This window comes from Nitrospira marina, from assembly GCF_059568365.1.
Window position 1 is genome coordinate 1,432,782 of sequence record NZ_JCANTH010000001.1, and the last position, 25,639, is coordinate 1,458,420.

25 protein-coding genes are annotated in these 25,639 nt (G+C 52.4%); 15 read left to right on the forward strand and 10 right to left on the reverse strand.

All coding sequences use genetic code 11. The annotated features are described in order from the left end of the window. Positions 1 to 433 precede the first annotated feature (433 nt). The 4 genes from LX98_RS05825 (at position 434) to LX98_RS05840 (ending at position 6,098) form a co-directional block, all read left to right on the forward strand. A complete protein-coding gene (locus LX98_RS05825; protein ID WP_496428002.1) occupies positions 434 to 2,299 on the forward strand; it encodes a tetratricopeptide repeat protein in 1,866 nt (621 codons plus the stop codon). A 378-nt stretch (positions 2,300 to 2,677) separates the two neighbouring features. Beyond that, positions 2,678 to 3,223 carry a pyridoxamine 5'-phosphate oxidase family protein gene (locus LX98_RS05830; RefSeq protein ID WP_496428003.1) on the forward strand — a complete coding sequence of 182 codons (546 nt, stop codon included), beginning with the start codon at positions 2,678 to 2,680 and terminating at the stop codon, positions 3,221 to 3,223. A 57-nt stretch (positions 3,224 to 3,280) separates the two neighbouring features. Continuing rightward, on the forward strand, positions 3,281 to 3,796 hold the full coding sequence (locus LX98_RS05835; RefSeq protein WP_496428004.1) for a gamma-glutamylcyclotransferase: 516 nt from the start codon (positions 3,281 to 3,283) through the stop codon (positions 3,794 to 3,796). A 1,168-nt stretch (positions 3,797 to 4,964) separates the two neighbouring features. Beyond that, on the forward strand, positions 4,965 to 6,098 hold the full coding sequence (locus LX98_RS05840; RefSeq protein WP_496428005.1) for an alcohol dehydrogenase catalytic domain-containing protein: 1,134 nt from the start codon (positions 4,965 to 4,967) through the stop codon (positions 6,096 to 6,098). A gap of 152 nt (positions 6,099 to 6,250) precedes the next feature. On the opposite strand, the gene LX98_RS05845 is transcribed toward LX98_RS05840, so the two are convergent. Then, positions 6,251 to 6,472, reverse strand: coding sequence for a hypothetical protein (locus LX98_RS05845; protein WP_496428006.1), 222 nt, complete (start codon positions 6,470 to 6,472; stop codon positions 6,251 to 6,253). Between the two features lie 489 nt (positions 6,473 to 6,961). Beyond that, on the reverse strand, positions 6,962 to 9,463 hold the full coding sequence (locus tag LX98_RS05850; protein WP_496428007.1) for a vitamin K epoxide reductase family protein: 2,502 nt from the start codon (positions 9,461 to 9,463) through the stop codon (positions 6,962 to 6,964). Between the two features lie 506 nt (positions 9,464 to 9,969). On the opposite strand from LX98_RS05850, the gene LX98_RS05855 reads away from it, so the two are divergent. The 9 genes from LX98_RS05855 (at position 9,970) to LX98_RS05895 (ending at position 17,951) form a co-directional block, all read left to right on the forward strand. Further along, positions 9,970 to 10,926 carry an aspartate racemase/maleate isomerase family protein gene (locus LX98_RS05855; RefSeq protein ID WP_496428008.1) on the forward strand — a complete coding sequence of 319 codons (957 nt, stop codon included), beginning with the start codon at positions 9,970 to 9,972 and terminating at the stop codon, positions 10,924 to 10,926. 603 nt (positions 10,927 to 11,529) lie between these two features. Next, entirely contained in the window at positions 11,530 to 12,813 is a 1,284-nt protein-coding gene (locus tag LX98_RS05860) for an FAD-binding protein (protein ID WP_496430572.1), read from the forward strand. Between the two features lie 70 nt (positions 12,814 to 12,883). Beyond that, entirely contained in the window at positions 12,884 to 13,234 is a 351-nt protein-coding gene (locus LX98_RS05865) for a TfoX/Sxy family protein (protein ID WP_496428009.1), read from the forward strand. A gap of 7 nt (positions 13,235 to 13,241) precedes the next feature. Continuing rightward, positions 13,242 to 13,841, forward strand: a complete 600-nt coding sequence (locus LX98_RS05870) for a dihydrofolate reductase family protein (protein ID WP_496428010.1) — start codon at positions 13,242 to 13,244, stop codon at positions 13,839 to 13,841. 96 nt (positions 13,842 to 13,937) lie between these two features. Next, entirely contained in the window at positions 13,938 to 14,156 is a 219-nt protein-coding gene (locus tag LX98_RS05875; protein ID WP_312642546.1) for a tautomerase family protein, read from the forward strand. 29 nt (positions 14,157 to 14,185) lie between these two features. After that, complete coding sequence (locus tag LX98_RS05880) at positions 14,186 to 15,043, forward strand: GNAT family N-acetyltransferase (RefSeq protein ID WP_496428011.1); 858 nt, start codon at positions 14,186 to 14,188, stop codon at positions 15,041 to 15,043. Positions 15,044 to 15,327: 284 nt separating this feature from the next. Then, entirely contained in the window at positions 15,328 to 16,293 is a 966-nt protein-coding gene (locus LX98_RS05885) for a VTT domain-containing protein (RefSeq protein WP_496428012.1), read from the forward strand. 276 nt (positions 16,294 to 16,569) lie between these two features. Further along, a complete protein-coding gene (locus LX98_RS05890) occupies positions 16,570 to 17,049 on the forward strand; it encodes a YpsA SLOG family protein (protein WP_496428013.1) in 480 nt (159 codons plus the stop codon). A gap of 467 nt (positions 17,050 to 17,516) precedes the next feature. Then, on the forward strand, positions 17,517 to 17,951 hold the full coding sequence (locus LX98_RS05895; RefSeq protein ID WP_496428014.1) for a YMGG-like glycine zipper-containing protein: 435 nt from the start codon (positions 17,517 to 17,519) through the stop codon (positions 17,949 to 17,951). A 251-nt stretch (positions 17,952 to 18,202) separates the two neighbouring features. Here the strand turns inward: LX98_RS05895 and LX98_RS05900 are convergent, their stop codons facing one another. The 5 genes from LX98_RS05900 to LX98_RS05920 all read right to left on the reverse strand — a co-directional run bounded on the left by LX98_RS05900 (position 18,203) and on the right by LX98_RS05920 (position 22,103). After that, positions 18,203 to 18,820: a hypothetical protein gene (locus LX98_RS05900; RefSeq protein ID WP_496428015.1), complete on the reverse strand. Its 618-nt coding sequence runs from the start codon at positions 18,818 to 18,820 to the stop codon at positions 18,203 to 18,205. A gap of 18 nt (positions 18,821 to 18,838) precedes the next feature. Beyond that, complete coding sequence (locus LX98_RS05905; protein ID WP_496428016.1) at positions 18,839 to 19,276, reverse strand: hypothetical protein; 438 nt, start codon at positions 19,274 to 19,276, stop codon at positions 18,839 to 18,841. Positions 19,277 to 19,286: 10 nt separating this feature from the next. After that, the gene (locus LX98_RS05910) at positions 19,287 to 19,868 is read right to left on the reverse strand and encodes a hypothetical protein (RefSeq protein WP_496428017.1); all 582 of its coding nucleotides are present in this window, start codon (positions 19,866 to 19,868) and stop codon (positions 19,287 to 19,289) included. 10 nt (positions 19,869 to 19,878) lie between these two features. Then, complete coding sequence (gene bamE, locus LX98_RS05915; RefSeq protein WP_496428018.1) at positions 19,879 to 20,271, reverse strand: outer membrane protein assembly factor BamE domain-containing protein; 393 nt, start codon at positions 20,269 to 20,271, stop codon at positions 19,879 to 19,881. 170 nt (positions 20,272 to 20,441) lie between these two features. Beyond that, positions 20,442 to 22,103, reverse strand: a complete 1,662-nt coding sequence (locus LX98_RS05920; RefSeq protein ID WP_496428019.1) for a FumA C-terminus/TtdB family hydratase beta subunit — start codon at positions 22,101 to 22,103, stop codon at positions 20,442 to 20,444. Between the two features lie 358 nt (positions 22,104 to 22,461). Here LX98_RS05920 and glgA point away from each other — a divergent pair, with 358 nt between their 5' ends. Beyond that, positions 22,462 to 23,670, forward strand: coding sequence for a glycogen synthase (gene glgA, locus LX98_RS05925; RefSeq protein ID WP_496428020.1), 1,209 nt, complete (start codon positions 22,462 to 22,464; stop codon positions 23,668 to 23,670). Between the two features lie 129 nt (positions 23,671 to 23,799). Here the strand turns inward: glgA and LX98_RS05930 are convergent, their stop codons facing one another. Further along, complete coding sequence (locus tag LX98_RS05930; RefSeq protein ID WP_496428021.1) at positions 23,800 to 24,033, reverse strand: hypothetical protein; 234 nt, start codon at positions 24,031 to 24,033, stop codon at positions 23,800 to 23,802. A 130-nt stretch (positions 24,034 to 24,163) separates the two neighbouring features. Here LX98_RS05930 and LX98_RS05935 point away from each other — a divergent pair, with 130 nt between their 5' ends. After that, positions 24,164 to 24,424 (forward strand): hypothetical protein, encoded by a 261-nt coding sequence (locus LX98_RS05935; RefSeq protein WP_496428022.1) that lies wholly within the window; start codon positions 24,164 to 24,166, stop codon positions 24,422 to 24,424. 14 nt (positions 24,425 to 24,438) lie between these two features. Here the strand turns inward: LX98_RS05935 and LX98_RS05940 are convergent, their stop codons facing one another. After that, positions 24,439 to 24,702, reverse strand: a complete 264-nt coding sequence (locus LX98_RS05940; protein ID WP_496428023.1) for a hypothetical protein — start codon at positions 24,700 to 24,702, stop codon at positions 24,439 to 24,441. A 229-nt stretch (positions 24,703 to 24,931) separates the two neighbouring features. Further along, the gene (locus LX98_RS05945) at positions 24,932 to 25,627 is read right to left on the reverse strand and encodes a TIGR04283 family arsenosugar biosynthesis glycosyltransferase (protein WP_496428024.1); all 696 of its coding nucleotides are present in this window, start codon (positions 25,625 to 25,627) and stop codon (positions 24,932 to 24,934) included. Between the last annotated feature and the right edge of the window lie 12 nt (positions 25,628 to 25,639).

The following is a 25,639-nucleotide window of genomic DNA, read 5'->3' on the forward strand; positions in this document are numbered from 1 at the left end:
TTTCGGCAAAAGTGGCCAAAACCATTGACGCCCCGCCCGCCTGCATCGGATTGATCGTACGCGAGCGAGGGGGAGACGGGCTAACTCGCGGGGCTCACACAAGCCCGCCAAGAAGAAGAGCGTCCGATCATGGGGACGGGCGGCAGGCGTCGGAGTTCTCAACTGAATTGTCATTTTGAGCCACCGGCGAAGAATCTGTGCCCAGCCCGACGATTGTCTTTGTGCTTGAAAAGGGACGGGGTGGACTTGAGCGTTTTGATTCGGCCTCGAATAATTTCCGATTAAACACAAATCTTTCCTTGACTTATCTCGGCGATTAATAAATTATTTCCTGGCTTGGAGTTTCGTTGTGATTTCGGGCATTGAAAGCGATCCGCCGTGTAATCTTAAACGTCAAAGGGAGAGGCATTCTAAAGAAAAAACCCAGGATGACATGAAAGAGCCTAAAAGAATTATATCTGTTTTTATTGCCTCTCTCGGCGATCTTGCTGAAGAGCGAACACTATTTCGAGATGCCATTAATCAGCTAAATGTTGGATTCGGTGATGGTGCCAATGTTCTATTCGAGCCGCTTGGTTGGGAGGACACTTTGGCAACAACCGGGCGCCGAAATCAAAGTGTGATTAATGAGGAGATTGATAAGTGTGATGTGTTCATATTGGCATTGTACCGACGCTGGGGACAGGAAGCGCCTGATGTCAAACCGTATTCGTCATATACTGAAGAAGAGTTCCATCGAGCATTAGAACGTTGGCGAAAAGAAGAAAAACCGGAGATATTTGTGTTTTTTAAGCGCGTGGATGCTGCTTCGGAAGCAGACCCTGGTACTCAATTAACAAAGGTGCTGGAATTCAGACGCCAACTAGAGCAGACGAGACAAGTTTTGTATCACTACTTTGATAGTGGGCAGTCTTTTATTAATGAGATTGATCGCCATCTTCGTGCCTATGCAAAAGGCCAACTGCCTAAAGCTGACAAAGTACGGGATGCTGTTGTGTTGCCTTTATTGGCAATGGCGGAAGTAGAAAAGGCCAAAGAAGAGGCGAACCAACAAATTAAAGAAGCGGAATTGGCAAAATCAAAAGTCGAAGAAGCCCAATTGAAAGTCGCAGCAATGCAGTTACAGACAGCTCAAGATGCCGCAAAATTAGCAAAAGAAGGAATGATTGAATTCGCACGTCAGAAATTTTCAGGGCTTGTTTCCGAGTCGTCCGATATCAGAATTTTGTATCTTGGATATGAATTTTTCCATCGCACGGGGGATTGGGACTCTGCTTTAGAAGTCTTGAAAAAATGGTTGACTCTAAGTGGCACCGATAAGAAATCCACTGATACTTCCGCTGCCTACGGGAATCTGGGAAACCTGTATCGGACGCGCGGGGAGCTTGACCACGCGGAAGAGATGTATGGCAAGGCGTTGGCCATCGAAGAGGCCCTCGGCCGCAAAGAGGGCATGGCCACTCAATACGGGAATCTGGGAGTCCTGTATCATATGCGTGGGGAGTTTGACCGTGCGGAAGAGATGCACGGTAAGGCGTTGGCCATCAATGAGGCCCTCGGCCGCAAAAAGGGCATGGCCACTCAATATGGAAATCTGGGAATCCTGTATCGGACGCGTGGGGAGTTTGACCGTGCGGAAGAGATGTATGGCAAGTCGTTGGCCATTGAAGAGGCCCTCGGCCGCAAAGAGGGCATGGCTACTGACTACGGGAATCTGGGAAACCTGTATCGGACGCGTGGGGAGCTTGACCGTGCGGAAGAGATGTACGGCAAGGCGTTGGCCATCGATGAGGCCCTCGGCCGCAAAGAGGGCATGGCCAGTCACTACGGGAATCTGGGAGTCCTGTATCAGACGCGTGGGGAGCTTGATCGTGCGGAAGAGATGTACGGCAAGGCGTTGGCCATCGATGAGGCCCTCGGCCGTAAAGAGGGCATGGCCAATCAATACGGGAATCTGGGAATCCTGTATCAGACGCGTGGGGAGCTTGACCGTGCGGAAGAGATGTACGGCAAGGCGTTGGCTATCAATGAGGCCCTCGGCCGCAAAGAGGGCATGGCCAATCAATATGGGAATCTGGGAAACCTGTATCGGACGCGTGGGAAACTTTACCGCGCGGAAGAGATGTACCAAAAGTCCTTATTTATATTTAAAGAGCTTCGGTCTCCTCATTTAGCAGGTGTTACTGGTTCGTTATTAGATTTGCAGAGCAAAATTTCAAAGGAAACTCCTGAGGCCCGCGCTGTTCGCATAAAGAAACCCAAAAAGGCCCCAAGTCAGAAGCTCAAGACACATAAGTGAGATAGAACGCTACAATTCTTCGATCATTACGAAAGCTATTCCACTCTTCCCTTAACCGACGCCTGCCGTTCGGCCCTATGATTGGACGCTCTTATTCTTGACGGGCTTGTCTGAGCCTCGCGAGTTAGCCCGTCTCCCCCTTCTTCGCGACCGATCAATCCAATGAGGCCGAACGGGGCGTCAATGGTTTTGACTACTTTGGCCGAAACCAAAGTAGTTCGGCTGCCGGGCCGAAACCCGGCATCAAATTCAAAATTTTACAGTCGGGGCAATTATCGTTAGGCTACGATACAGAAAACGTTAAGTCTTTGTGCCCTCTTTAGGTATTATCTGATAATGGGCTGTGTCGTGAGGAATTAAAATCAATGGAGCGGTATCGTGGCTGTTCAATTTCCAGAGCTGAGTGATGAGTTAAGCCAATTTATTGGTGAACAAAAGATATTTTTTGTGGCCACGGCTGCGCCGGATGGAAGAATCAATCTCTCACCGAAGGGCCAGGATTCCCTTCGTGTCCTCAACCCTCACGAGATTCTCTGGATGAACTTGACCGGCAGCGGGAACGAGACGGCAGCCCATCTGGCCGAATTCAACCGAATAACCATGATGTGGTGTGCCTTTGAAGGGCCGCCCCGAATCCTTCGCGTTTATGGGACGGCCCAGGTTTTTCATCCGAGGGATGCTCGTTGGGCGGAGTTTTCGATTCAATTGCCTTCCACAACCGGAACACGGCAGTACGTGTTGGTGTCTATCGATCGTGTGCAAACTTCCTGCGGTCATGCTGTGCCATTCATGAACTACGTTGAAGACCGTCATGTCCTTTCGACGTGGGCGGAGAAAAAGGGCGAGAAAGGGATCTCGGAGTATTGGCAAAAAAAGAACCAGCTCAGTATCGACGGGAAGCCGACAGGGATTCTTGGATTGTAGTGCGGACTAGAAGACCGCTTGCTTCTAATTAATTAAGAATGAATGATGAGTGAGGATTTGCTTTATTATTTGGCCTATGGTTCGAACCTTCACCCTGTCCGGTTGCGGGAACGCGTGCCGTCTGCCGAATTGCTTGATGTGGTTGAGTTGAAGCACTACCGACTGTCTTTTCAGAAAAGGGGTCAGGATGGGTCGAGTAAGTGCAACCTGGCCCGCACGGGAGAAGAATCGGATGGAGTGTATGGGGCCATTTATCAAATAGACTCAGCCCATAAACCTATCCTCGACCGTTTCGAGGGGAATGGTTATCATGATGGCCAACTCACGGTAAAATTCAATGGCAAAGAGTGCTCCTGTCATACATACCTGGCTCAGCCATCTTACATTCAAAATAGTCTGAAGCCCTTTCATTGGTATAAGGAACTGATTGTCCTGGGCGCCAAACATTTACAGTTTCCCATTGCCTATATTCGTTCCATCGAATCGATCGAATCGGTTGAAGATCCGGACGAGGAAAGACAGATCCAGCATCAAAGGTTAATCGAGCGAATTCAACAATACTCCAGCTCGTAACCCCAGGACATCGACGCCTTCCGCCCGTGCCCACGATCGGACGCTTTTCTTCTTGACGGGCTTGTTCGAGCCACGCGAGTTAGCCCGTCTCCCCCTTCTTCGCGTCCGAGCACTCTGATGAGGCCGGGCGGGGCGTTAATGGGTTTGAGTCCTTTGCCCTCCACCACAAAGGTGGCGCCCTTTGGGACGCGCCAAGCAATAGCTCGGCTGCCGGGCCGAAACCCGGCAACACAAAACATTACGCTTACACTAAGACGACAGCTATGACCAAAAATCGGTCATGGTCGCTATTCCAACTCATTGTTTGCCGGTGTCTTGTGTGAAGAGGGAAAAACTCTACCTCCCCTCACCCCGCCTTACAAAGGCGGGGAATCTGCAAAAAAAAGAATTGCCCTCTTAAGACCGTAGCTGTGACCAAGGGTTAATGTCTGAGGTTAGGCCCATGGTCCGACGTCTGTCACCCGTCCCTGTGATCGGACGCTCTTCTTCTTGACGGGTTTGTCTGAGCCCCGCGAGTTAGCCCGTCTCCCTCCTTCGCGTCCGGTCAATCTCATGAGGCGGGTGGGGCGTCAATGGCTTTGACTACTTTGGTCGAAACCAAAGTAGTTCGGCTGCCGGGCCGAAACCCGGCATCTAACTCACACCTTCAAAATCATATAATCCGTTCAATTCTTGCATGCTCTATACCGAAGTTTGTCTAGAAGCGGGTTCTGTATTTAGCAATAATCTGAACACTCTTCTGTTTTTGGAAGAAATTGAAGTAAACACTTGCGGTCAAGTCTTGCAATAGCAGAGTGGATGGTACGCTTTGGGATGGGTGAGTGAAGCCAAAAGCGGATTGTGTGATTGCAAAGGCGTTCGCCGAACAGTTCACCCTGCTCGTTGACTAACTCTGGTGGTTGATGCGGTTTTGTTCGTCTTCGGTTTCTGTAGGCGACACAACTACTAAAGCATCTGCAACTGATGGAAGAATATTTGGTAAAGCAGAATATGTATATTTTCCAGATTTAGAAGATTAAAAAGTTTAATTCAGAAAGCCCGGTGGGAGCATACGCACCTTAGTCCAAGGTGATAAAGTTAAATGAGGTACCTTTAGCATTGAAGTTTTTATGACGCAACGTCGGATTAATTTCACTTTTTACCCAATCATATAATTAGGAGCACTATTATGAAAGTGTATGGCTACGGCACGAAATCGTCCGATGTAGAGCTAGCCCCGGTAACATTCGAACGAAATGATGCGCGAGAGGGCGAAGTTGAATTTAAAGTTTTATATTGCGGTGTTTGTCATTCTGATTTGCACCAGATGAAAAACGATTGGGATAATACACTATATCCGTGCGTACCAGGCCATGAAATTTTAGGAGTGGTGACGGGCGTTGGTGCGGGCGTCACTAAATTTGAAAAAGGCGATCTCATTGGTGTTGGCTGTATGGTCAATAGCTGTCAAGAATGCGACCCTTGCCAAAGAGACGCGGAAAATTATTGCCAAGGCCCTATAAGCTGCACACTCACTTATAACGGCCCCAAAGATCCGGATGGTACAAATTCTTACGGGGGCTATACAACCAGCATGGTTGTGCGCGAGGAATTTGGCCTTACGATCCCTGATAATTTGGATCCCAAATACGTCGGCCCTATTATGTGTGCCGGAATTACCGTTTATTCTCCGATGATTCATTGGAATTTGGAAGCAGGCCAAACCCTTGGCGTGGCCGGGATTGGTGGATTAGGCAATATGGCCATTAAACTTGGTAAAGCTCTTGGCGCTGAAGTTGTCGCTTTCACCCGAAGTGAAGATAAAAGAGACGAAATATTAAAGATGGGTGCGGATAAAGTTGTCATCTCAAAAGATGAAGACGAGATGAAAGAAGCTGCGCAAAGCCTTAATCTTCTCATTAACACAATCCCAGTGCCGCACGATATTGCCCCGTATATTGATCTTATGAAGACGGATTCAACAATTGTTATTGTTGGTAATATGATCAAGTTCCCGGAGTTTTCACCGGGCCCTATGGTTTTCAATCGCATACAGCTGGCAGGGTCACTTATCGGCGGTATAAAAGAGACCCAAGAGGTTCTGGAGTTATGTGCAAAGCATGACATTAAACCAAGCATTAAAATGATTCGAATGGACGAAATCAATTATGTTATGAAAACATTAGAAAATGGAAATGATGCAGACTTTAGGCATGTCATTGATATGGAGTCTCTGCATAGTAAAATAAAAGACATTAAGGATTCTGCAACTGAGCTCGATCGACCCACACGCGGTGATTTTGTAAATCGCAAATCAGCATAGCTTATAATCGAAGAGAAGTTAGAAACTATGGAACAGCCCCAAGAAAAATTAGTGGATATTCCGATCTAGGATAAATGAGTGAAGCCTAAAGCGAATTTTTTGCTTGCAGGACCTGAGGTGCTTCGAGGATTCCGCCGTTTTCTGACCGATGCCTACCGTTCGGCCCCCTGATCGGATGCTCTTGTTCCTGACGGGCTTGTTCGAGCCCCGCGAGTTAGCCCGTCTTCCCCTTCTTCGCGTCCGAGCACTCTGATGAGGCCGGACGGGGCGTGAATGGGTTTGAGTCCTTTGCCCTCCACCACAAAGGTGGCGCCCTTTGGGACGCGCCAAGCAATAGCTCGGCTGCCGGGCCAAAACCCGGCAACACAAAACATCACAGTTACACTAAGACGACAGCTATGACCAAAAATCGGTCATGGTTGCTATTCCAGCTCATTGTTTGCCGGTGTCTTGTGTGAAGGGGGAAAAACTCTACCTCCCCTAACCCCGCCTTACAAAGGCGGGGAATCTGCAAAAAAAAGAATTGCCCTCTTAAGACCGTAGCTGTGACCAAGGGTTAATGGCTGAGGTTAGGCCCATGGTCGACGCCTGCCTCCCGAGCCTATGATCGGACGCTCTTATTCTTGACGGGCTTGTCCGAGCGCAGCGAGTTAGCTCGGCTCCCCTTACTTCGCGTCCGAGCAATCCAATCTGAGGAAATTATTAGACACCAATCTATTGGTGTACGAAGAGCAGGCCATCAGGAAGTTATAGATAATTGGGCACAGGCCGGGTGCCAATTTCTTCACAGCTTGCTCCCCAAATCTTAATTGGAGTAAAGACAAAATCCTTGGTCCTCCGCAATTCGTTGATTTATCGTCTCCTCAACGGATAAATCGCTGCCAGCCGGCATATCGATCCTCTACCGGGCCGCAGCGAAAACTCAAGACCATAAGCGCAAGTCCACTGACGACACTGGTCCAGGGCCAGGCTGACGTGCCGCCTGCCACAAGCCACGGCGCGAGTATGAGCCACACGCCGCAAAGCACGTTAAAATAGCGCACCAAGCGCGCCGGTTCGGCGAATGCTACCACGGCCAGGGTCACGACCAGCGCGCCAACGATGTGCGTACTGTCCGCCGCCGCACCGCTCAGTCCGAGCACCGAAGGCATGGCCATGAGCCACATGCCCGCGAGCGCGCTTAGCAATAGGTTCCATGGTGCGGAGAACACTTCAATGCCGTGGATGACTTCCTTGAGAGATGAGCGTCCTTGTGTGGACGCTGGTTCTTCCTCCGCGTGGCCTTCCCCGAGCCACAAGGCCCGCCACACGCTTCCACCTTCGTTTCGCGTGCGGAGAAGAAATTGACTGGTGGCAATCACTTCATCTAAAGCCGGCGGTACCATCAGGAGCATCACGACCGCCGCCACCAGACAAAGCGTACACCAGGCGCCAATGCCGACCGGCTGGAGAATCACGAGCACAATGCTGGTCACGCCCGGCGGAATAATAAACAATCCGAACAGCAACACCATCCACGGCATCGTACGCCAGCGCCGACGTCCCCCAATCAATCCGGCGAGGGCGTCCAACAGGTACGAGAGTGCGCCTAGTCCCGCATCCGACACAGGAAACATTTTTGAGATATCCGAGGTGAGCACTTGCCTTGTGCCATTACCAAAAATGGGATCCCACGGATGGGGGATATGCCCGAGTTGAAACGCCGCCAAATAACGCGAGAGAAAAAACCCGACCATCGCCAGAAACACGATTCCCAATCGTTGCTCCCACCCGGAAGGATTATAACTCCAGCCCGGGGGAATACCTGAGCCGGACCATTCCCTCCAGGAATCTTTTTTTCTCTCATCTGAAGAAGGCAAGAGATGGGGAGCCAAGGTGGTCGGATCATTCATCCGTCCCGTCAGGCCTTTCCCTGTTCTTGAGTTGAGGGTGGGGGGAGAAAGCCCGAGCCGGGGAATGATTACGGAAAAGGCTATTATGAGGGCGCCGGTGATCAAGTCGTTATTGTAAACTGCGGCGTTCGGCGCCCAAAACAGTAGCGGGGCGCTCATCACCCAAAGTCCGACCGCACACCCCGCCCAGGCGGCCCACGCATGGCGAAAGGCGAATGAGCTGAAGAGAATCACTGCCGCTCCACTTGCCAGATCGCTCCAGAGTAGCGCGGGTTTTACCATGCCGAGGGCGGGCGCAGAACCAATCAGCCACAGGCCGAGAAACATGTTTGCCACATGCGGCCACGTCGGCCGATCCGGGGAAGGTTTGTTCGCCTTCAGCTTATTTTCCTTATACCAGCCGGCCGGGTCGGCCTTCAGCGCAGCGGTCATCTTGGGTAACGTCTCGCGCAGGGAATTTTGCGGCTTCCACCCCAGAAGCGTACGGGCACGCCCGATATCGAGCGCGTAATGGTCATCTGCCAAATCGATCATCCATGGCTTGATGAACGGGCCTGGGCCTGGTAACAAGCCCTGAAGCCAGGCCCCGATCTTCGCGACCGACCTGGGAATGCGATAGGTCTTCCAGTCCTCGTTGTGTAGCTGACGGCTGATGGCCCGCTGGAGTTCGTCGTAGCTTAGGGTTTCCGGCTCGCCGATGAGCAGCGTGGTAACGGCCGGAAGTGACTTGCGACGTTCGACGACGAGCACCAGGGCCTCGATGAGGTCGTCAAGATGCACGAAGGATTGTCCGTGCGTGATGTCGCCGGGAAACACATGGGCGACCATCTTTCTCTCATAGATTCGCTTGATCTGATGTGAGATAGGGATCGAATGGCAGCGGTCGTCATACACACCGGCGATACGCAGGAAGACCACTGGCACGTCGCCTCGTTCCCGCAAAATGAGTTGCTCTGTCTTGACCTTTGACTTCGGGTAATCCCATTTCGGTCCGAGGGGGGAATCTTCATTGATGGATTGACCGGGTTCGCATGGTGCATGCACAAGCATCGTGCTGGAAAATATAAACTGTTCGATTTCGAAGTCACGCAACCCACGCAACAGCCGCTCGGTGCCCCGTACGGTGACCTGTTCATAGAGGGGACTGGGATTTCCGGAGAAACTGTAGTAGGCGGCCAGATGAATGACCGAGGCGATGTGTGTGCAGCCTAGCCGACGCACTCTGTCAAGCGCGGCGCTCACGCTGGTATCCGAACTAAGGTCGCAGTCGATGATGTGCTCGGTGCTAGGCGGAGGATGGGGCGGGCCTTCCCGATCAAAGCCCATTTCCCAGTAGCTCTCCCCCACGCGATCAATGAAGGAACTGCCGATCAGACCGCTGCTGCCGGTGATGATGAGAGTGTTGGACGGCGTTTTCACCTCGTCAGCTCCTTCTCTCACGTCACCGAACAGAATTTCTTTGCCCGAATGCATCTTATCAATCGTTCCACATTCTTACGTCAGAGTAATTAATTAACTCTTCCAATTTTTAGGACAGGATGAAGGGATTGGGTACTGGCAAAAACCCTTAAAATTCATTTTAGTTGGCAAGGAGGCGAGACGGTACGCTTTTTTTCCCATTGTCCGACGCCTGCCGTCCGGCCCCATGATCGGGCGCTCTTGTACTTGACGGGCTTGTTTGAGCCTCGCGAGTTAGCCCGTCTCCCTGCTTCGCGACCGATCAATCCAATGAGGCCGGACGGGGCCTCCATGGTTTTGGGTCCTTTTGCCTTCACAACAAAGGTTGCGCTCCTCGAGACGCATCAGGCAATACCTCGGCTGCCGGGCCGACACCCGGCATCTCCAGTGAGCCCCGAACAGAGCGGAAACTATTGGACAACAATAAAGGGTTTTTGCCGAGAACGGATCCTACCTTGTATTCTAAAGCCCATGAGAGGTTGTCTATTGTGGACTTTTATATATAAGTGAAGGATGACCCTATGACTGATCAACCGAGACCACATCCTCGCGGCGAACAGACTCTCATTGGAAAACTGTCCGGGAAAACAATCACCATCCCCGACGTGAATGTCCCCCCGATGCCCGCTTTGGCGCCTCCCGGGGTCATTCACAATGGTACGAAAGCCGGGAACTTCGACGAGATCGACTCGTCCATCGGATATCCCGATGTGCGGAGTTTCAAAAGAAAGTTCGGGCTGATTATTCCCGCCACCAATACCAGCATGGAGCACGAACTGTGGAGCATCATCTTTAAGAACCAGGGACCGGACGGACTACGCGGGGTCGGTCTTCATACGGCCACCGTCATGACGCCGAAGCCGAGATTGGAAACCGAAGAAGATTTGCGGGCGTATAAGAAACAGTTTCTGGGCGGCCTGAGAGCAGCGGTGGATGTGGCGTCGTTGGCGGAGCCACAATATATGATCATGGGCATGAGCCTGGAGCATATCCTTGGAGGCATTGAAGCCATTCGAGGCCCGATGGAGGAGATTGAAGAATACTCCGGCCTGTCCTGGGGCACCTGGCATGATGCCGTTCACGCGGCTTTGAAGAAATATTCAGCGAAGCGGATCGGCATCCTGACGCCGTTCGACAAGAAAGGGAATGAGTCTGCGACACAGATGTTCGAAGATCTGGGATACGAGGTCGTATCAAGCGTGGGGTTCTCCTGCGCGAACGCACTGCATATCGCGCATGTTCCGGACCCGGCCAAGGAAAAGGCCATTCTGGAATTGTTGGCGACTGAGGAACATGCATTGGATGCCGTCGTCCAGTGTGGAACGAACATGAGCTTGATCAATGTGACGGAGAAATTGGAACCGGTGCTAGGGATTCCCATCCTGGGGATCAACGCGGTGACTTTCTGGTACGCGCTACGGGAAAACGGGTTCGAAGGGCCCTTGGCGGGTGGGGGAAGAACGTTGCAAGAGTTCTAATCCGGTCCTTCAGCCGCATGACAATTCCCTGCAGCCGACGAGCAATCTGTGTGTTTGTGCCAGTTCAGTTGGAAAGGAAGTGCCTCCGGTCCGCCCCTCAGCCACGGATTCTATGAGTTCTATAAAAAAGTTATATCGACAATAGCATGGATGAAAATCGTGGCTGATCGTTCTTAATTTCCCCTCCTTTGTAAGGAGGGGCGGAGGGGAGGTAGCGTCTTCTCCTGGAAGTGGTGGCGGAAAACATCAATGCTTCTAGATATATCAGAGACTCTACCCCACCTAGCCTCCCCTTACAAAGGGGAGGAATCACGAGATAGCACCCTTTAGCAAAAAGTTCAGAGGGTAATGGGTGCATCCAGAAAACTCGGAGGAACCATAAAAAATTACACGGGACAACCCTTAGGAGCGAGTTATTTGAAAAGCTCCAGGATGTGTCCACCCCCCACATTATGAATGCTGCCTGTCGGCCTTCGAAGAGGTTAGGATGTCAGGATGGATGTGAAAGCGCTGCAGAGCCGTATTGAGGGCAAAGTGACGGTGCCAACCGACGCCGGGTACGAAGATCTCAGGCGCTCGCTCATTTGGAATCAGCTGACGCCGATGCGCTATCCGCAGGTGGTCGTGCAGGTGGCGAATGAGGAAGATGTTGTCGAGGCGGTCCGGTTTGCCCGCAGGCAGAACATGAAAATTGCCGTGCGTGGCGGGGGACATAGTTGGGTGGGGTTCCCGCTGTGCAACGGGAGCCTGTTGATTGATCTTGGACGTCTTAACCGGGTTTCGATTGATCATCAGACTCGCACGGCGGCGCTTCAGCCGGCGGTCACGGGACAGGCACTCAACCAACAATTGGCTCCGCACGGGCTGGCCTTCCCTGTCGGGCATTGCGCGACGGTTCCCATGAGCGGCTATTTGCTGAATGGCGGGCTGGGCTGGAACTGGAACACATGGGGGCCGGCTTGCTTTAGTGTCGAGGCCGCCAATGTCGTGCTGGCTGATGGCAGTCTCGTCGTTGCCAATAAGGAACAACATGCCGACCTGCTCTGGGCGATCCGCGGGGCGGGGCCTGGCTTCTTTGGCGTCGTCACACAATATCTTCTCAAGTTGTATCCGTTGCCGCGTGCCATCACGACCAGCACGTATTATTACCCGTTGGAACGCATTGAAGAAATCGGCGCATGGGCAGCGGGTATTGCCGGGCAGTTGCCGCGAAAAGTAGAGCTGACGATTTTCTGCGCGCAGGCGCCACCCGTTTTTGTCGAGCGGTGTCGGGCCAGCAACGGCTTTATGTGTATTCTGAGCGCGACCGGGTTCTTCGACACACCCGATGAAGCCGCCGCCACACTGAGTCTTTTGGAGGCCTGCCCCGTTTTATCCGAATGCCTGGGAAAGGACGTGAACCAGCCCGCCACAATGGACGCCTTGCTCGACATGGGCGGCAGGTTCTGGCCGGAGCTGCATCGCTGCCTGGCCGATACGGTTTGGTCAAACTCCCCACCGGAGCAACAACTGGCGGCTGTGCGCGATGCCTTTCTGCAGGCGTCGTCACCGGAGTCTCTCGCGCTATGCGCATTTTCCACCGGAGTGAACGGCAGTGCGGCTTTGCGACCCGACGCGGCCTTCTCGATGACAGCCTCCACCTTACTACTGAACTATGCCATCTGGGAGCGGCCGGCGGATGACGATGTGAATGCCGACTGGCATCGAGCGACTCTCGCTTCGCTGGACCGGTTTGCCGTGGGACATTACGTGGGGGAGTCGGACATTGTCGAGAATCCGAGGCGTGCGGAACGGTCATTCGCACCTGCGATCTGGCAACGGCTTCAGACCCTCCGACGTACCTACGACCCTGATGGTTTTTTTCAAAGTCACGACAGAGGAGGCTGACCACTAGGGTTCTGTCGTAGTATCATCTCCCTGCCACTGAGTTGAGGTACAGGCTTATCCACCCATTCATATGAGCGAATACATTACATTTCTTGAAGAGGTGTTCGAACAGTTCGGCCCGATTCATCCGCGACGGATGTTCGGCGGCTATGGCTTGTTCCACAAAGGATTGATGTTCGGGCTGGTTGCGGATGAGGTGTTGTATCTGAAAGCCGACGAAACCTTGGCCCCATTTTTTGAAGAACGGGAATTAGACCAGTTTCAATATGAAAAACACGGCAAGACATTTAAGATGTCGTACTTTATGGCTCCGGAGGAGATTTTTGAGGATCCTGCGGAGGCGAAAGGGTGGGCTCTTCGATCGTATGAGGCGGCCGTGCGCGCAAAAAAGCCGGTAAAAAAAGTAAAGAAGAGAAACTGATTGTCATATGGACATCAGGACCGATAGAGCGGGAGAGATGATCGGCACGGTCTATATTGCCACAAGCGTCGATGGATTTATTGCCCGTGAGGATGGGGGGATCGACTGGCTCCCGGGGGTGGGAGAGGCAGGGACGGAGGATTACGGATATCACGAATTTAGTGATTCCGTTGATGCCATTGTTATGGGGCGACACTCATATGAGATGGTATTATCCTTCGGTGCCTGGCCGTATGGGGGAAAGCCCGTGGTGGTTCTCAGCAGTGGAACGGTAGCTATTGGCAAGGATATCGCAAGAACGGTGGAGTCCATGCATGCACCACCGCATGAGGTGGTGCAACGGCTGGCCGGACGTGGATGGAGGCACCTCTATATTGACGGGGGCAAGACCGTTCAGGGATTCCTTCGCGAAAATCTGATTCACCGGCTGATCATTACGACAGTTCCGATTCTTCTCGGGGCGGGCATTCCCCTGTTCGGGCGGCTTTCTCACGAGATCCACTTGCAGCATCTTGAGACACGCCCATTTGCGAATGGATTGGTGCAGAGCCACTATAAAGTACGACGGCATGTCGCCGAACAGGAGACTTTTTCCGGGTGTGGTTGAAGTCAGCCACTTGGTCCATGAGCAATGAAGACTTTTGTTGTCTGCCAAGGTGTGTAACATGTCATTCAAATATCTGACTTACACTAAGGACGTCTTATGCCATATGTGAATATTCAAGTAACGAAGGGTGTGTCCAGAGAGCAGAAGGCGGAATTGGTGAAAGACGTCACGGATTCCCTGGTTCGCGTGTTGCGAAAAAATCCCGACCACATCCATGTGGTGATTCAAGAGATCAATGAGGAAGACTGGGGATTTTCCGGTCTGCTGACTGATGAATGGAAACAACAACAGGGCCGGTCGTCCTCGAGCGCATGACGACTGACCATTCGGGGGTAATGAGAGCTATGAATCTTAAATTACGAAATGGTGGTCCTGCAGATGCTGAAACGTGCGGCTCGATCTGCTTCGACGCGTTTACGGCTATTGCCAGACAGCATAATTTTCCTCCTGATTTTCCCGCCCCTGAGGTAGCCGTTCAATTATTTTCTCACCTGTTCTCGCGTCCTGATATCCATTCCGTTGTGGCCGAAATGGACGGGCGCGTCATTGGGAGCAATTTCCTCTGGGAGAATACTGTCATTGCCGGGGTCGGTCCGATCACCGTGGACCCGGCGGTCCAAAATGGAGCTGTGGGTAGACGTTTGATGGAGCATGTGTTGGAACGGGCGGGGGAGATTCGTTTTGCCGGCGTCCGGCTGGTGCAAGCGGCGTATCATAATCGCTCACTGTCTCTCTATACCAAGCTGGGTTTCAACGCCCGTGAACCGCTTTCGACAATTCAAGGACCGGTTCTTGGAATCGGGATCCCCGGCCATGCCGTCCGTCCGGCGGTCGAAGGGGATGTGGCGAATTGCAATCGGCTGTGTATTCAGGTCCATGGCCATGATCGGAAATCCGAGCTGCTGGACGCCATCAAACAACAGACCGCCACCGTGGTCGAATGCGAGGGCCGCATTACCGGTTATGCCACCGGGGTTGGTTTTTTCGGCCATGCGGTCGCCGAGGACAATGAAGATCTGAAGGCGCTCATCGGGGCGGCTCCCGCTTTTCCCGGACCGGGCTTCCTGCTCCCCACGCGCAATAGTGAGTTGCTTCGCTGGTGTTTGGAGAAAGGGCTGCGCGTGGTCCAGCCGATGACCCTGATGAGTATGGGGCTGTATAACGAACCAGACGGGGCCTTTCTGCCTTCTGTGGTGTATTAAAGGGGCTGTTGAAAAAAGCCGCCAGCGGCGTTCTCGCCATTTTCCCGTGCTCACGTACTGGAAGTACGCTCTGCGCGCAAAACAAAAGTTGTGCCCTTCGGGACACGGCAGGCAATTTGCGGGCTTGCTGGACGAACTTTTTTGAACCGCCCCGAGGCCTCTAATATGCAACGTGCCTGGGGGTCAATATGCACGTGGAAATTAGTATTATTCAACACTCCCTTAAACCGCATATTGCCCCCCTGAGGTAACCTAAACATGCTTTCTGTCGTGTCGGAGTCAATGTGAACGAAATCAGCCTATTCGTCTCCCAGTATGGCGGAATCGTGCTGTTTGCCATCGTCTTCGCCGAGCAGGTCGGCCTTCCGATTCCGGCAGTCCCGGTCTTGTTGGCGGCCGGTGCCCTGGCGGGTGCCGGGCAGATGGATCTCGGTGTCGCCATTGTTCTTTCTCTCGTCGCCTGTCTGGCCGGGGATGTAGTGTGGTACGAGGTGGGCCGGCGTCGAGGCCGGCAGGCCCTCAGCCTTCTCTGCCGCATTTCCTTGGAACCTGATTTTTGCGTGCGGCGGACCGAGAATTTTTTTACCCGTCACGGGATCCGTGCGCTGGTTCTCGCCAAGTTCCTGCCGGGCTTGAGCACCCTGGCGCCGGCGATGGCCGGTCTTTTTGGAATTAGGTTCACTCGTTTCCTGGGCTATGACGGACTGGGTGCCGGGCTCTGGGCTCTGACATTCGTGTTGCCGGGGTATGTTTTCAGCAGCGAGATCGAAGCCCTTGCCGCGCAACATTCCCGCGCGGGCATGTATTTCCTGGTGGCACTGGGTATCGGCCTCGTGGGCTATATCGCCTTCAAGTTTGCCCACCGGCAATGGGTGTTGCGCGAGTTGCGAATGGCCCGCATGACCGTGGATGAGCTGAAAGGGATGATGGACAACGGCCAGGAGGTCTTTGTGTTGGACCTGCGCGGTCCGTTGGATCACGAAGCGGACCCCTACACTATTCCAGGAGCTCTCCGCATGACCGCGGATGAATTAGAACAGCGGCATGGCGATATCCCGCGACAGAGTGACGTTATTTTATTTTGTGCCTGCCCGAACGAGGCAACGGCTGCCATGATGGCGTTAATGTTGCGGAGGCGGGGCATCAGGAAAGTACGCCCCCTGGCTGGCGGCCTCGACGCCTGGCGCGAACGGAACTTTCCACTTGAAGCCACATCGGCCCCCGCCGGCACTGATCTTGTTGCCGGGTGAGTCTGGTTGTTCTGATGATTCGGACGTATGAAGGAGAGAAGGCTTCAGCGGGATGAATGGTTCTCTTTTTCCATTAGTGCACCGCCATGAATGATGTGGACTAGAGGAAAACGATAGAGCCGTCCCTGACTTTACCACTATGCTGTTGCCTAGCTGCCCTCGAACGGGGAACCGGCCGACTGCATCGAGATCCGCCATCCTCTGGAGCAGACGTTCTCTTTGAATTGACGGGTTTTGTATATCTGCTCAACCGCAAACGCAGAACATTCCATTGATATGGTTCATCGAATTATCTCGGGCGGACAAACGGGTGTTGACCGGGCAGCCCTTGATTTCGCGCAGCAATTTGGAATCGAGTGCGGCGGGTGGGTTCCGAAAGGGCGCATGGCGGAGGACGGCGTCATTCCCGCACGGTATCCGAACCTTGTCGAGACAGGATCCGAAGATCCGAACATACGGACGGAGTATAATGTGCGGGACTCCGACGCCACGATACTGATTACCCGTGGGGCACCGACCGGAGGATCGGCATTTACATTCAAAGTCGCCATGCGTCTGGGGAAACCTGTTTTTCATGTGGATCTTATTCGAGAATTGATGGACCAGGTCGTGCCACAGGTCTGCAGGTGGTTGCAAGATCTTCACCCGGCCGTCTTGAATGTTGCCGGCCCCAGAGCGAGTGAAGATCATGACATCAATGATCTCACCAAAGTGCTTTTGGAAAAAGCTATTCTCCCAGGGAACAGAAATCGCTAAGGGGGCACGGGCTTTATCTTGTGAATTGCGCGGATGACGGTCGGTGCCCGGGTTTCTCGGAATGCCTTTCATTTCCCTTAATTCGCCGATCCGGATGAGGCCGGGAGTTTTCCGGGTGGTCAGTCCGGCGTAAAAGTTCTTGCCTTCGTGATGGGTGACGAACCCATCTTCACCTTTTCCTTTCAAACGTCCTCCGTCCTTCAGTGCCTCCGGCTCATGTGGGTTAAATTGTATTTGGAACAGTTTAGGAACATATTTGTGTTTCATCCTGTGAGAATGGGATAACCCGAGAAAGAAGATGGCCTACTTATGGAGAGGGGGAAAGGGCCTTTATCGCTGATATATGAGTAAAATTTTGCAAATACTTGCCTATGGCATGGACTTTGTACTGTCATAGGATTATACCGCTCTAGAGATTGTGAGAAAAATTTTAAACTTTACGACAAAAAGATAGAGGAGAGAAAAATATGAACAGTCAGCGGACTTACTTCACCTGGTCTTTTGCACTTCTGACTGTCGTCATGATGTTCCTGGTGGGATGCTCGAGTCAAAGGCCTGGGGTCCATCCGAATGCGCATTTCCAGGAAGTGGGTGAAGAACAGGCGGAGAAGGACATTGTGGCATGCGAAAAACTCGCCGATGACCACGTTTCTCAATCCAATGCCGGAGAACACGTTGCCGGGCAAACGGCCATTGGGGCAGCCATCGGGGCTGCCGGTGGTGCAGTGATAGGGCTCCTAACGGGTGATGCAGGAATTGGAGCAGCTTTTGGCGCTGCCGCTGGAGCGGCACAGGGTCTGGTACGAGGGCTTTTGGGAGCAGCCAGTTCCGAACCAAACCCCGCCTATCAAAATTTTGTGGACCGATGTCTCAAGGAGGCAGGATATGAACCAACCGGCTAAGCTTGACCAGCTAGAAGCCTTTGAAATGGTACCGTATACCTGCCGCATTCAATGTTTCAGCACTATGTGACGCGCTTGAGGTCTTTAACGCACCTGCGTCATTAATCCTGTGTCCATGAATCCGGCAACCGCCATCTAAAATAGCACTGAATAGATGTGCTTCACACTATTGGGCAATTAATAGGGGATTAGGAGAGTCGTGCCTGGTTCAAGGGGGACCCCTGGGTCGTGTTAGTTGTTGAGACGATTGGTTAGGGGGAGTTGGGTTGGATCTGCGGGTGTTCCTGTGCCAACTTGGTCTCTAAAAACAGGGCTTGTTCCAGTGACCGGAAAAATTTCTGATAGGGTTCGGGATCCTCGACCGCCCGCAAATAAAACTGGGCGCTTGCCCGCACGACTAATTGTTTTTCGTTTCGGGGCCGGACGGTGACCGTGAGTCGAACCACATCATTGCGGTGCCAGAACGGTGCCCATGAGAGATAGGCTTTACTGAACACGAGAAGACTTTGGTCGTCGTAGAGGTGGTAGAGAGGGTCATAGCCATATTCGGGTCGTTCAAGCGGCGCAAAATATTTGCCGGACACAATCCCGAGTTCTTCATCAAGAACCTCCAACTGAAAATTCAGATCCTGCATGGTGGACAGGATGGCTCTGAGTATGGTTCGACGATCGGTCATATCGAATATCCGGCTTTGGGCCGCTCGCAATTTGACCTGACTGGCCTCAGACATCCAGATCTGTTCCTTCGCATCCCACTGATTTTCATGTCGCGACTCATAGGGGGAAATGCAGCCCCCAAGAAGCAGTCCCACACTGATGAGGCAACCGATCGGTAGGGCATTTGTAAGATGTTTCAGATGGCAATGCATTGGGATATCTGCTCTTGACTATTCTTTGGAAATAAACAGCGAGCGCTCCAAGGTCGCGAAAAAGTTCTGGTAGACTTTTGGATCCTCAATCGGTTTGTTGTTGTAGATGGCATTCGCCCGGATCATCATGTGTCCTTCGGTCTGGGGTCGCACGGTGACCGTTATCCCCAGGACATCAGTATAATTGGGTTCCGCAAAACGGGCTGCAGTGACGAGTCCCATGGGTTCGTTGGCGCGCTCGATGATGAACCCAAGATCCTGCAGGGCGGCAACCACCCCGCGCATGGCTTGGGAAGGATTCGTGACCTCAAATGAACGTGATTGATAGCTGCGCAGTTTCATTTGCGCCGCGGTTGGAGCTAATAAATCCGGCCCGGGTTGTGGCGGTGCACATGCCTGAAGTAACCAGCCCCCGCTTAAAAGGAGTGCAATCCAGACAGCTTGCGTGTGTGCCATACGTCCTCGCTTAAATGGTGAACGCTTCCAAAAAGACGGCTTTGGAGAGCTTGAAGAAAAATTGCTGGTAAATCAGCGGATCCCGGATCATCTCCATTTTTTGTTCTCCCGGAGGAATATACTGCCGATCGGCTTGTCCGTCTCCCTGCCACACCACCCGGTAGAACATGATTCGCACCTCATGTTTTGTGCCCTCCTGGTTAATAGGACGGGCGATCAGGACGGCCGCGATTTTTTGATGGAGATCTACCGGCATCCTAAAGTTCCCTAAGGACAGGAGCCCCATAAAAAACCGGTTGAGGTCTTGCCCATATTCCCGGGCGCTTCGTTCTTTGGTGGCGCGCAGAAATCCCATTTGCCGAACGCTTTCCTCGATTTGAAGCCCCAGATCCTGCAGGACGGCAGCCGACGCGGACAGGAGTTCATGTTCATTGGACGTTTCAAAGACACGAATTTGCATCGCCCGGTTTTTCGGACTTTCAGGCGACAATTGCAGGAGCTCTGCGGGTTGGGTCGGCGTGGTACAACCGTTGCTAAGGGTCAGAAGAGCAAGAAGTGTCCCACCTGCCGCCCATTTCAACGGTTTTGGCATGGCGGGGCGTTCAGAATTGCGTCGAGTTGTAGGCAAAGTCCCGCACCTTTTTCTCTTCGTCATACTTGATGATAATGGTGAGGGTTCGTTGGCGGGATGAGCTGGAACTGTCTTTAGAATTTGCGCCCAGAATGATGAGGGTCCCGTAGGAGGATGAACTTGTGTTCACCCGATCCGTGGAGACCTTATCGTAAATCCACACTTCCCGCCGTTTGTCATCTGTCGTCACAATATTGGGAGATCCCAAAATTTCGGCCACCTGTGCGGCACTCATTCCCGTTTTGATTTCTCCCTGGACTTTCCCGACCGTCAGACGCTCATCGGGGATTTCCGCCTTGTTGCCTCCACAACCCGATAATCCCAGTGCGAGGCACATCCCTATGATGATTGGCATGGTTGTCATGTGTGTGCTCCTTTTTCAATATTAGTCATATCTTTGCAAGAACAATTCTTCCAACATGCCGAGCATGCCTTGAAACATTCTATAGGAAGACTTCTGCCTTTTCGATCTCTAGAACTTACGGTTCTGATGAAGTCCGAACCCGCATCATCCTCCTGTTGATAGATTGTCCTCTATTTTTTCACCTTGTCGTCTGGCTGAACCAAAGCCGGAGGACGTTGAGAAACCAAATCGGCATAAAAGTCCTTGCCCTCGTGGTTGATGACGATGAAGGCGGGGAAGTCTTCCACTTCAATTCTCCACACCGCTTCCATCCCGAGATCTTCAAATTCCAGAACCTCCACTTTTTTAATGCTATGCTCGGCCAGCCGTGCGGCGGGGCCGCCGATGGATCCCAGATAAAACCCCCCATGCTTTCCGCAAGCCTCACGCACTTGTTTGGAGCGATTGCCTTTCGCCAGCATCACCATGCTGCCGCCAGCTTCTTGAAACTGATCCACATATGAATCCATGCGTCCGGCCGTGGTGGGGCCGAACGATCCCGATGCATGGCCTTGGGGTTTTTTGGCCGGTCCGGCGTAATAGACTACATGATCTTTCAGATATTGGGGCAATCCTTTTCCAGCATCTAATTGTTCCTTGAGGCGGGCATGCGCGATATCCCGTGCAACGACGATGGGACCGGTGAGGGAAAGACGTGTGGCCACCGGATGCTTGCGAAGCTCTGCCAGAATGTCTGCCATGGGTCGGTTGAGGTTAATTTTCACCACATGGCCATCCAGATCTTCGTCTGTCACCTCGGGGAGGTATTTCGCAGGGTTGGTTTCAAGTTGTTCCAGAAAAACCCCCTCCTTGGTGATTTTTCCGAGGACTTGTCGATCGGCTGAACAGGAGACACCCAATCCGACCGGGCAGGAGGCCCCGTGTCGTGGCAAACGGATGACTCGTACGTCGTGGGCGAAGTATTTTCCGCCGAATTGAGCGCCGATGCCGGTTTCGGCGCAGAGTTGAAGAATCTGCTTTTCCAGGTCGAGGTCACGAAAGGCACGCCCCTGCGTGTTGCCTGAGGTAGGCAGATCATCCAGGTAATGACAACTGGCCAGTTTCACGGTCTTCAATGTGAATTCGGCTGATAGGCCACCCACAACAAAGGCCAGATGATAGGGTGGGCAGGCCGAGGTGCCCAGGGTACGAATTTTTTCCGCCACAAACGCGAGCATGGATTTGGGATTTAAGAGGGCTTTGGTCTCTTGATAGAGAAAGGTTTTGTTTGCGGAACCACCGCCTTTGGCAATGAATAAAAAATGATATTCCGATCCCGGTTTGGCGTAGAGGTCAATTTGTGCTGGAAGATTCGTACCGGTATTTTTTTCGGTGAACATGTCGAGTGGCGCCATCTGAGAATACCGCAGGTTGCGCGTATCGTAGGCTTCGAAGATGCCGCGGGAGAGAGCTTCTGCATCATCGCCGGTGGTGAGAACCTGTTGCCCTTTATACCCCATGGCGATGGCCGTTCCAGTATCCTGGCAGCCTGGCAGCACGCGGGCGGAGGCAATGTTGGCGTTTTTGAGTAGTTCTAACGCGACAAACCGGTCATTGTCGGATGCCTCGGGGTCTTTCAGGATTTTGGCTAACTGCCCGAGGTGGCTTGGTCGCAACAAGTGGGCAATGTCATCCATGGCTTCTCTCGCCAGAAGTGTGAGGGCCTCGGTTTGGACCTTGAGGAGTTCCTGGCCGTCACAGGTCGTGGTGGAAACATAGTCCGACGTGAGTTTTCGATAGCTGGTGGTATCTGCTTGATGTTCAAATATTTCCTGGTACTGGAATTCGCCCATGTTTCTCATTCCCCTTTTCGCCTATAACCTTAAAGATCTGATGGTTGGTCCAAATTGCTGTCCGGTCTGTTTGGCAACCTCGTGTTCATTTGAATCTCAATTGTGCGTTTTCTTTCATTGAAACTTCAAGTGAGTCTCGAGTTTTTGGTCTTTCGGACCTTAGAAGTCCCCTCCGCGATTGTAAAAGGAACCTGTAAGGGTGACAGCCTTCATTCCTCCCGGTAGCGCGTTGCCTGGATCAGGTGCTTCTATTTTCTCCGTACGTTTTTTTTGATAAGGAAGGTGACTTCGTATGAATTTTCTTTTAATGTAGCAGGCTGCTGGAAGTCTTCACGATCATAATGGAGTGCCGTTGCCCATGAAAGTCTTGATGTTCACCAATGAATTTCCCCCGTACACTTATGGAGGCGCCGGGGCGCACGTGGAGTATTTGAGTCGGGAATTATCACATCTTCTTCCCATCGAAGTCCGCTGTTTTGGTGACCAACGCCTGGATCAAGGCAACCTGAAGGTACATGGGATTCCCTTAGGAGACACTCCGTTTACAGCCCCCAAGCCCTTGCATTCGGTCCTTGGCGCGGTGCAGCGCTGCTGGCAAATGAATGCCGAGGGATTGGGGGCGGACCTGATTCATTGCCATACTTGGTATACCCATTTGGGCGGTATTATGGCCAAGCTCAATTACGGTATTCCGCTGGTCATCACGACGCATTCATTGGAGCCCCTCCGGCCATGGAAACGAGAGCAGTTAGCCGGCGGGTATGATTTTTCTCTATGGGTAGAGAAAACTGCCCTGGAGATGGCTGATGCCATTATCGCCGTTTCCGACGGAACCAAGAAAGACATTCTCAAGTTGTTTCAGGTTCCTGAAGAACGGATTCATGTCATTCATAACGGGATCGACCTTCAGGAATTTCGGAAAGTCCAAAGCCAGGAGGTGTTAACCCGATATGGGATTCCTGCAGGACAACCCTATGTGTTGTTTGTAGGGAGAATGACCCGGCAGAAGGGTATTACCTATTTGATTCAGGCTCTCTCCTATTTGGATGAGGAGTTTCCCGTGGTGTTGTGCGCCAGCTCTCCTGATACACCGGCCATGGCCGCGGAAATGAAAGAGGCGCTTGACCAGATTTCGGCCCATCGAAAGCATATTTATTGGATACCGGATATCCTCGACAAACCGAGTCTCATTGAATTGTATTCTCATGCCGGGGTTTTTTGTTGTCCGTCTATTTATGAACCATTCGGGATCATCAATTTAGAGGCCATGGCTTGTGAGGTGCCTGTTGTGGCTTCTGCCGTCGGCGGCATTCCTGAGGTTGTTGTGGAGGATGAGACGGGATTTTTAGTGCCGGTTGACCAATTGGAAGAAGCTCCATTTAGTCCGAAAGATCCTGAGCGGTTTGCACAGGACTTGGCCGATCGGTTGAATCAACTCATGCGAGATCCTGAATTGCGGGAGCCCATGGGGCAAGCCGGGAGACGACGGGCGGAGGAATTTTTTGGCTGGGACAAAATTGCTAAACGTACGAAGGCGTTGTACGAAACCGTTCTTGGGGAGAGCTAGGGTGCGGGACTGGGAGAGGGACCCATGTGGAGGGGCATATGAACCGGTGCCTAGTGTCGGAAGTTGAGCAGGGAGCCCAGGCGAATGGACATTCCACGTGCAGGTGTGAAGGGCGTGAACCCGGGTCTTTTACCCGGGATCGTGGCCGGTTTGAAACATGGCCTCAAGTCGCTGTACTTCCTCTTTGCGGCGGTGACGCTCCTCCACCAGCATGGAAATGACGGAATTCCAAAAGGAGACTTCAGCCTGTGACCCCTCGCTTAACCGTTGGTCTCGCCATTCCGTCGCAAAGCGGGTATACACTCGAATTTCGCAATCGTTAAAACTTCTGAGCGATTCAAGCAGTTCGTCTTCAGCATGCATAAGTCAACTGGCCTTCCTGAAGTTGGAGATGTACATAATGATTGTTGGTCACAGCGAGCATGAAATTGTGTATCGGCGGTTCTTTGCGTGTTCCTTAGTGTGAGGAGAATTCTTGGGAGGAAATTTCTCGATGAAACACATGTCATCCATTATGAGCGCCTGCTATCGGTGGATCGGGATTGGTGTATTGTGTGTCATGGTTTGGGGTTGTGGGGAAGATCCTCGACAATTATTTGAGACGGCTCAGTTCGAGGAGCAACAGCATAATCGCGCCCATGCTCAAGAATTATACGAACAGATTATTCAGCAACATCCTGAGAGTGAATTTGCCGAAAAATCCCGGAAGCGATTAGAGGCTTGGAAGACAGAGAATCCGGAAGAGAGAACGTGATGGGTGTGAATCGTTCAGGAGTGGTGTTCCGGATCCACGCCGGTTCGATACATATATTCTAATCGCTTAATATCCTGGTCCCGCCGCAATCGTTCATCGATGCACAGGTTCACGACGGCATTCCAAAAGCCTGCTTCGGCCATGGCGCCGGCTTCCATCCGTTGATCGCGGAATTCGCTGGAGAAACAGGTATAGCGCTGCAAATCACTGTCGTCGAATTCCCGAAGAAAGTTCGGTAAATCTTCCGTATGAGGCATGGGTTCGTGGCGATGGCTCATGATGGAATCTCTTATGAAAAACATATCGGTGCGGGCCCCCTGAACTCTTGAGGTTTTGGGGAGAATTTCTTCAGGAACCTTTCGGGGTTTCTGCCGTCGAAGCATGCTACCCAGGGGAGTACGTGTTCATTGTGTACAATTCCTGAGCGTTAATTTCTGCGCGAAGAAGATTCCTCGTCTCCATTACAACATTATGGAAATCCCACAAAGTGAGACAAGCCGACGGGGTTTACCGGACGTCCCGGAAAAAAGCAGGAGAAAATGTGGGCAGCCCAAATTCCACATGCAGGATAATCATGAGGACGCGAAAAAAACTTCGCCATATTCCCATTTTGACGAATTTCCGGGAATCGGTGATGACCGTCAGAGGCAGAAGTCTGGGAGTTGTTTTCGTCAGAAGGGTCTGTCCAAACACGACATCTTCCAGAACGGCCTGCATGGGGAATCCTCCTAATTGCGTGAACAGGCCTTGTCTCACGAATAAGGCCTGATCCCCATAGACGATATGTGAATGTGTGCATCGGAGATTATCCAACCAGGAAATCATTCGTAACCGCCAATCCTTTCCAGAGAAGCGATGGCGGAATCCTCCCGCCTGAGAGGAAGGGTCGGAAACAAGATGGTGTAATTGCTGGAAGGCGCCGCGAGGGAGTTGAGTGTCTGCATGGAGAAACAGGAGCCAATCATCGGCCGAGGCCTGCTGCTGGATCACCATTCGGGCGCCTGCATTCATTTGTGATGCGCGCCCTTTGGGGGCCATACACCAAGAAATTTGTGGATCCTGGGGAAGGATTTCAAGAGTGCGGTCGGTACTTCCTCCATCCACTACGATGACCCGGTAGGGTGTGGATTGCGACAACACGGACTTGATGGTGTGCGGGAGGGCCTTCTCCTCGTTGTAGGTGGGAATAATGACCCAAATCATAACACTCTTCTG

Excerpts from the sequence above, each read along its gene's own strand:
- LX98_RS05825 (WP_496428002.1), top strand. The coding sequence starts at position 434 with ATGAAAGAGCCTAAAAGAATTATATCTGTTTTTATTGCCTCTCTCGGC.
- LX98_RS05840 (WP_496428005.1), top strand. The coding sequence starts at position 4,965 with ATGAAAGTGTATGGCTACGGCACGAAATCGTCCGATGTAGAGCTAGCC.
- LX98_RS05845 (WP_496428006.1), bottom strand. The coding sequence starts at position 6,472 with ATGTTTTGTGTTGCCGGGTTTTGGCCCGGCAGCCGAGCTATTGCTTGG.
- LX98_RS05850 (WP_496428007.1), bottom strand. The coding sequence starts at position 9,463 with ATGCATTCGGGCAAAGAAATTCTGTTCGGTGACGTGAGAGAAGGAGCT.
- LX98_RS05855 (WP_496428008.1), top strand. The coding sequence starts at position 9,970 with ATGACTGATCAACCGAGACCACATCCTCGCGGCGAACAGACTCTCATT.
- LX98_RS05860 (WP_496430572.1), top strand. The coding sequence starts at position 11,530 with ATGCGCTATCCGCAGGTGGTCGTGCAGGTGGCGAATGAGGAAGATGTT.
- LX98_RS05865 (WP_496428009.1), top strand. The coding sequence starts at position 12,884 with ATGAGCGAATACATTACATTTCTTGAAGAGGTGTTCGAACAGTTCGGC.
- LX98_RS05870 (WP_496428010.1), top strand. The coding sequence starts at position 13,242 with ATGGACATCAGGACCGATAGAGCGGGAGAGATGATCGGCACGGTCTAT.
- LX98_RS05875 (WP_312642546.1), top strand. The coding sequence starts at position 13,938 with ATGCCATATGTGAATATTCAAGTAACGAAGGGTGTGTCCAGAGAGCAG.
- LX98_RS05880 (WP_496428011.1), top strand. The coding sequence starts at position 14,186 with ATGAATCTTAAATTACGAAATGGTGGTCCTGCAGATGCTGAAACGTGC.
- LX98_RS05890 (WP_496428013.1), top strand. The coding sequence starts at position 16,570 with ATGGTTCATCGAATTATCTCGGGCGGACAAACGGGTGTTGACCGGGCA.
- LX98_RS05895 (WP_496428014.1), top strand. The coding sequence starts at position 17,517 with ATGAACAGTCAGCGGACTTACTTCACCTGGTCTTTTGCACTTCTGACT.
- LX98_RS05900 (WP_496428015.1), bottom strand. The coding sequence starts at position 18,820 with ATGCATTGCCATCTGAAACATCTTACAAATGCCCTACCGATCGGTTGC.
- LX98_RS05905 (WP_496428016.1), bottom strand. The coding sequence starts at position 19,276 with ATGGCACACACGCAAGCTGTCTGGATTGCACTCCTTTTAAGCGGGGGC.
- LX98_RS05910 (WP_496428017.1), bottom strand. The coding sequence starts at position 19,868 with ATGCCAAAACCGTTGAAATGGGCGGCAGGTGGGACACTTCTTGCTCTT.
- bamE (WP_496428018.1), bottom strand. The coding sequence starts at position 20,271 with ATGACAACCATGCCAATCATCATAGGGATGTGCCTCGCACTGGGATTA.
- LX98_RS05920 (WP_496428019.1), bottom strand. The coding sequence starts at position 22,103 with ATGGGCGAATTCCAGTACCAGGAAATATTTGAACATCAAGCAGATACC.
- glgA (WP_496428020.1), top strand. The coding sequence starts at position 22,462 with ATGAAAGTCTTGATGTTCACCAATGAATTTCCCCCGTACACTTATGGA.
- LX98_RS05930 (WP_496428021.1), bottom strand. The coding sequence starts at position 24,033 with ATGCATGCTGAAGACGAACTGCTTGAATCGCTCAGAAGTTTTAACGAT.
- LX98_RS05935 (WP_496428022.1), top strand. The coding sequence starts at position 24,164 with ATGAAACACATGTCATCCATTATGAGCGCCTGCTATCGGTGGATCGGG.
- LX98_RS05940 (WP_496428023.1), bottom strand. The coding sequence starts at position 24,702 with ATGAGCCATCGCCACGAACCCATGCCTCATACGGAAGATTTACCGAAC.
- LX98_RS05945 (WP_496428024.1), bottom strand. The coding sequence starts at position 25,627 with ATGATTTGGGTCATTATTCCCACCTACAACGAGGAGAAGGCCCTCCCG.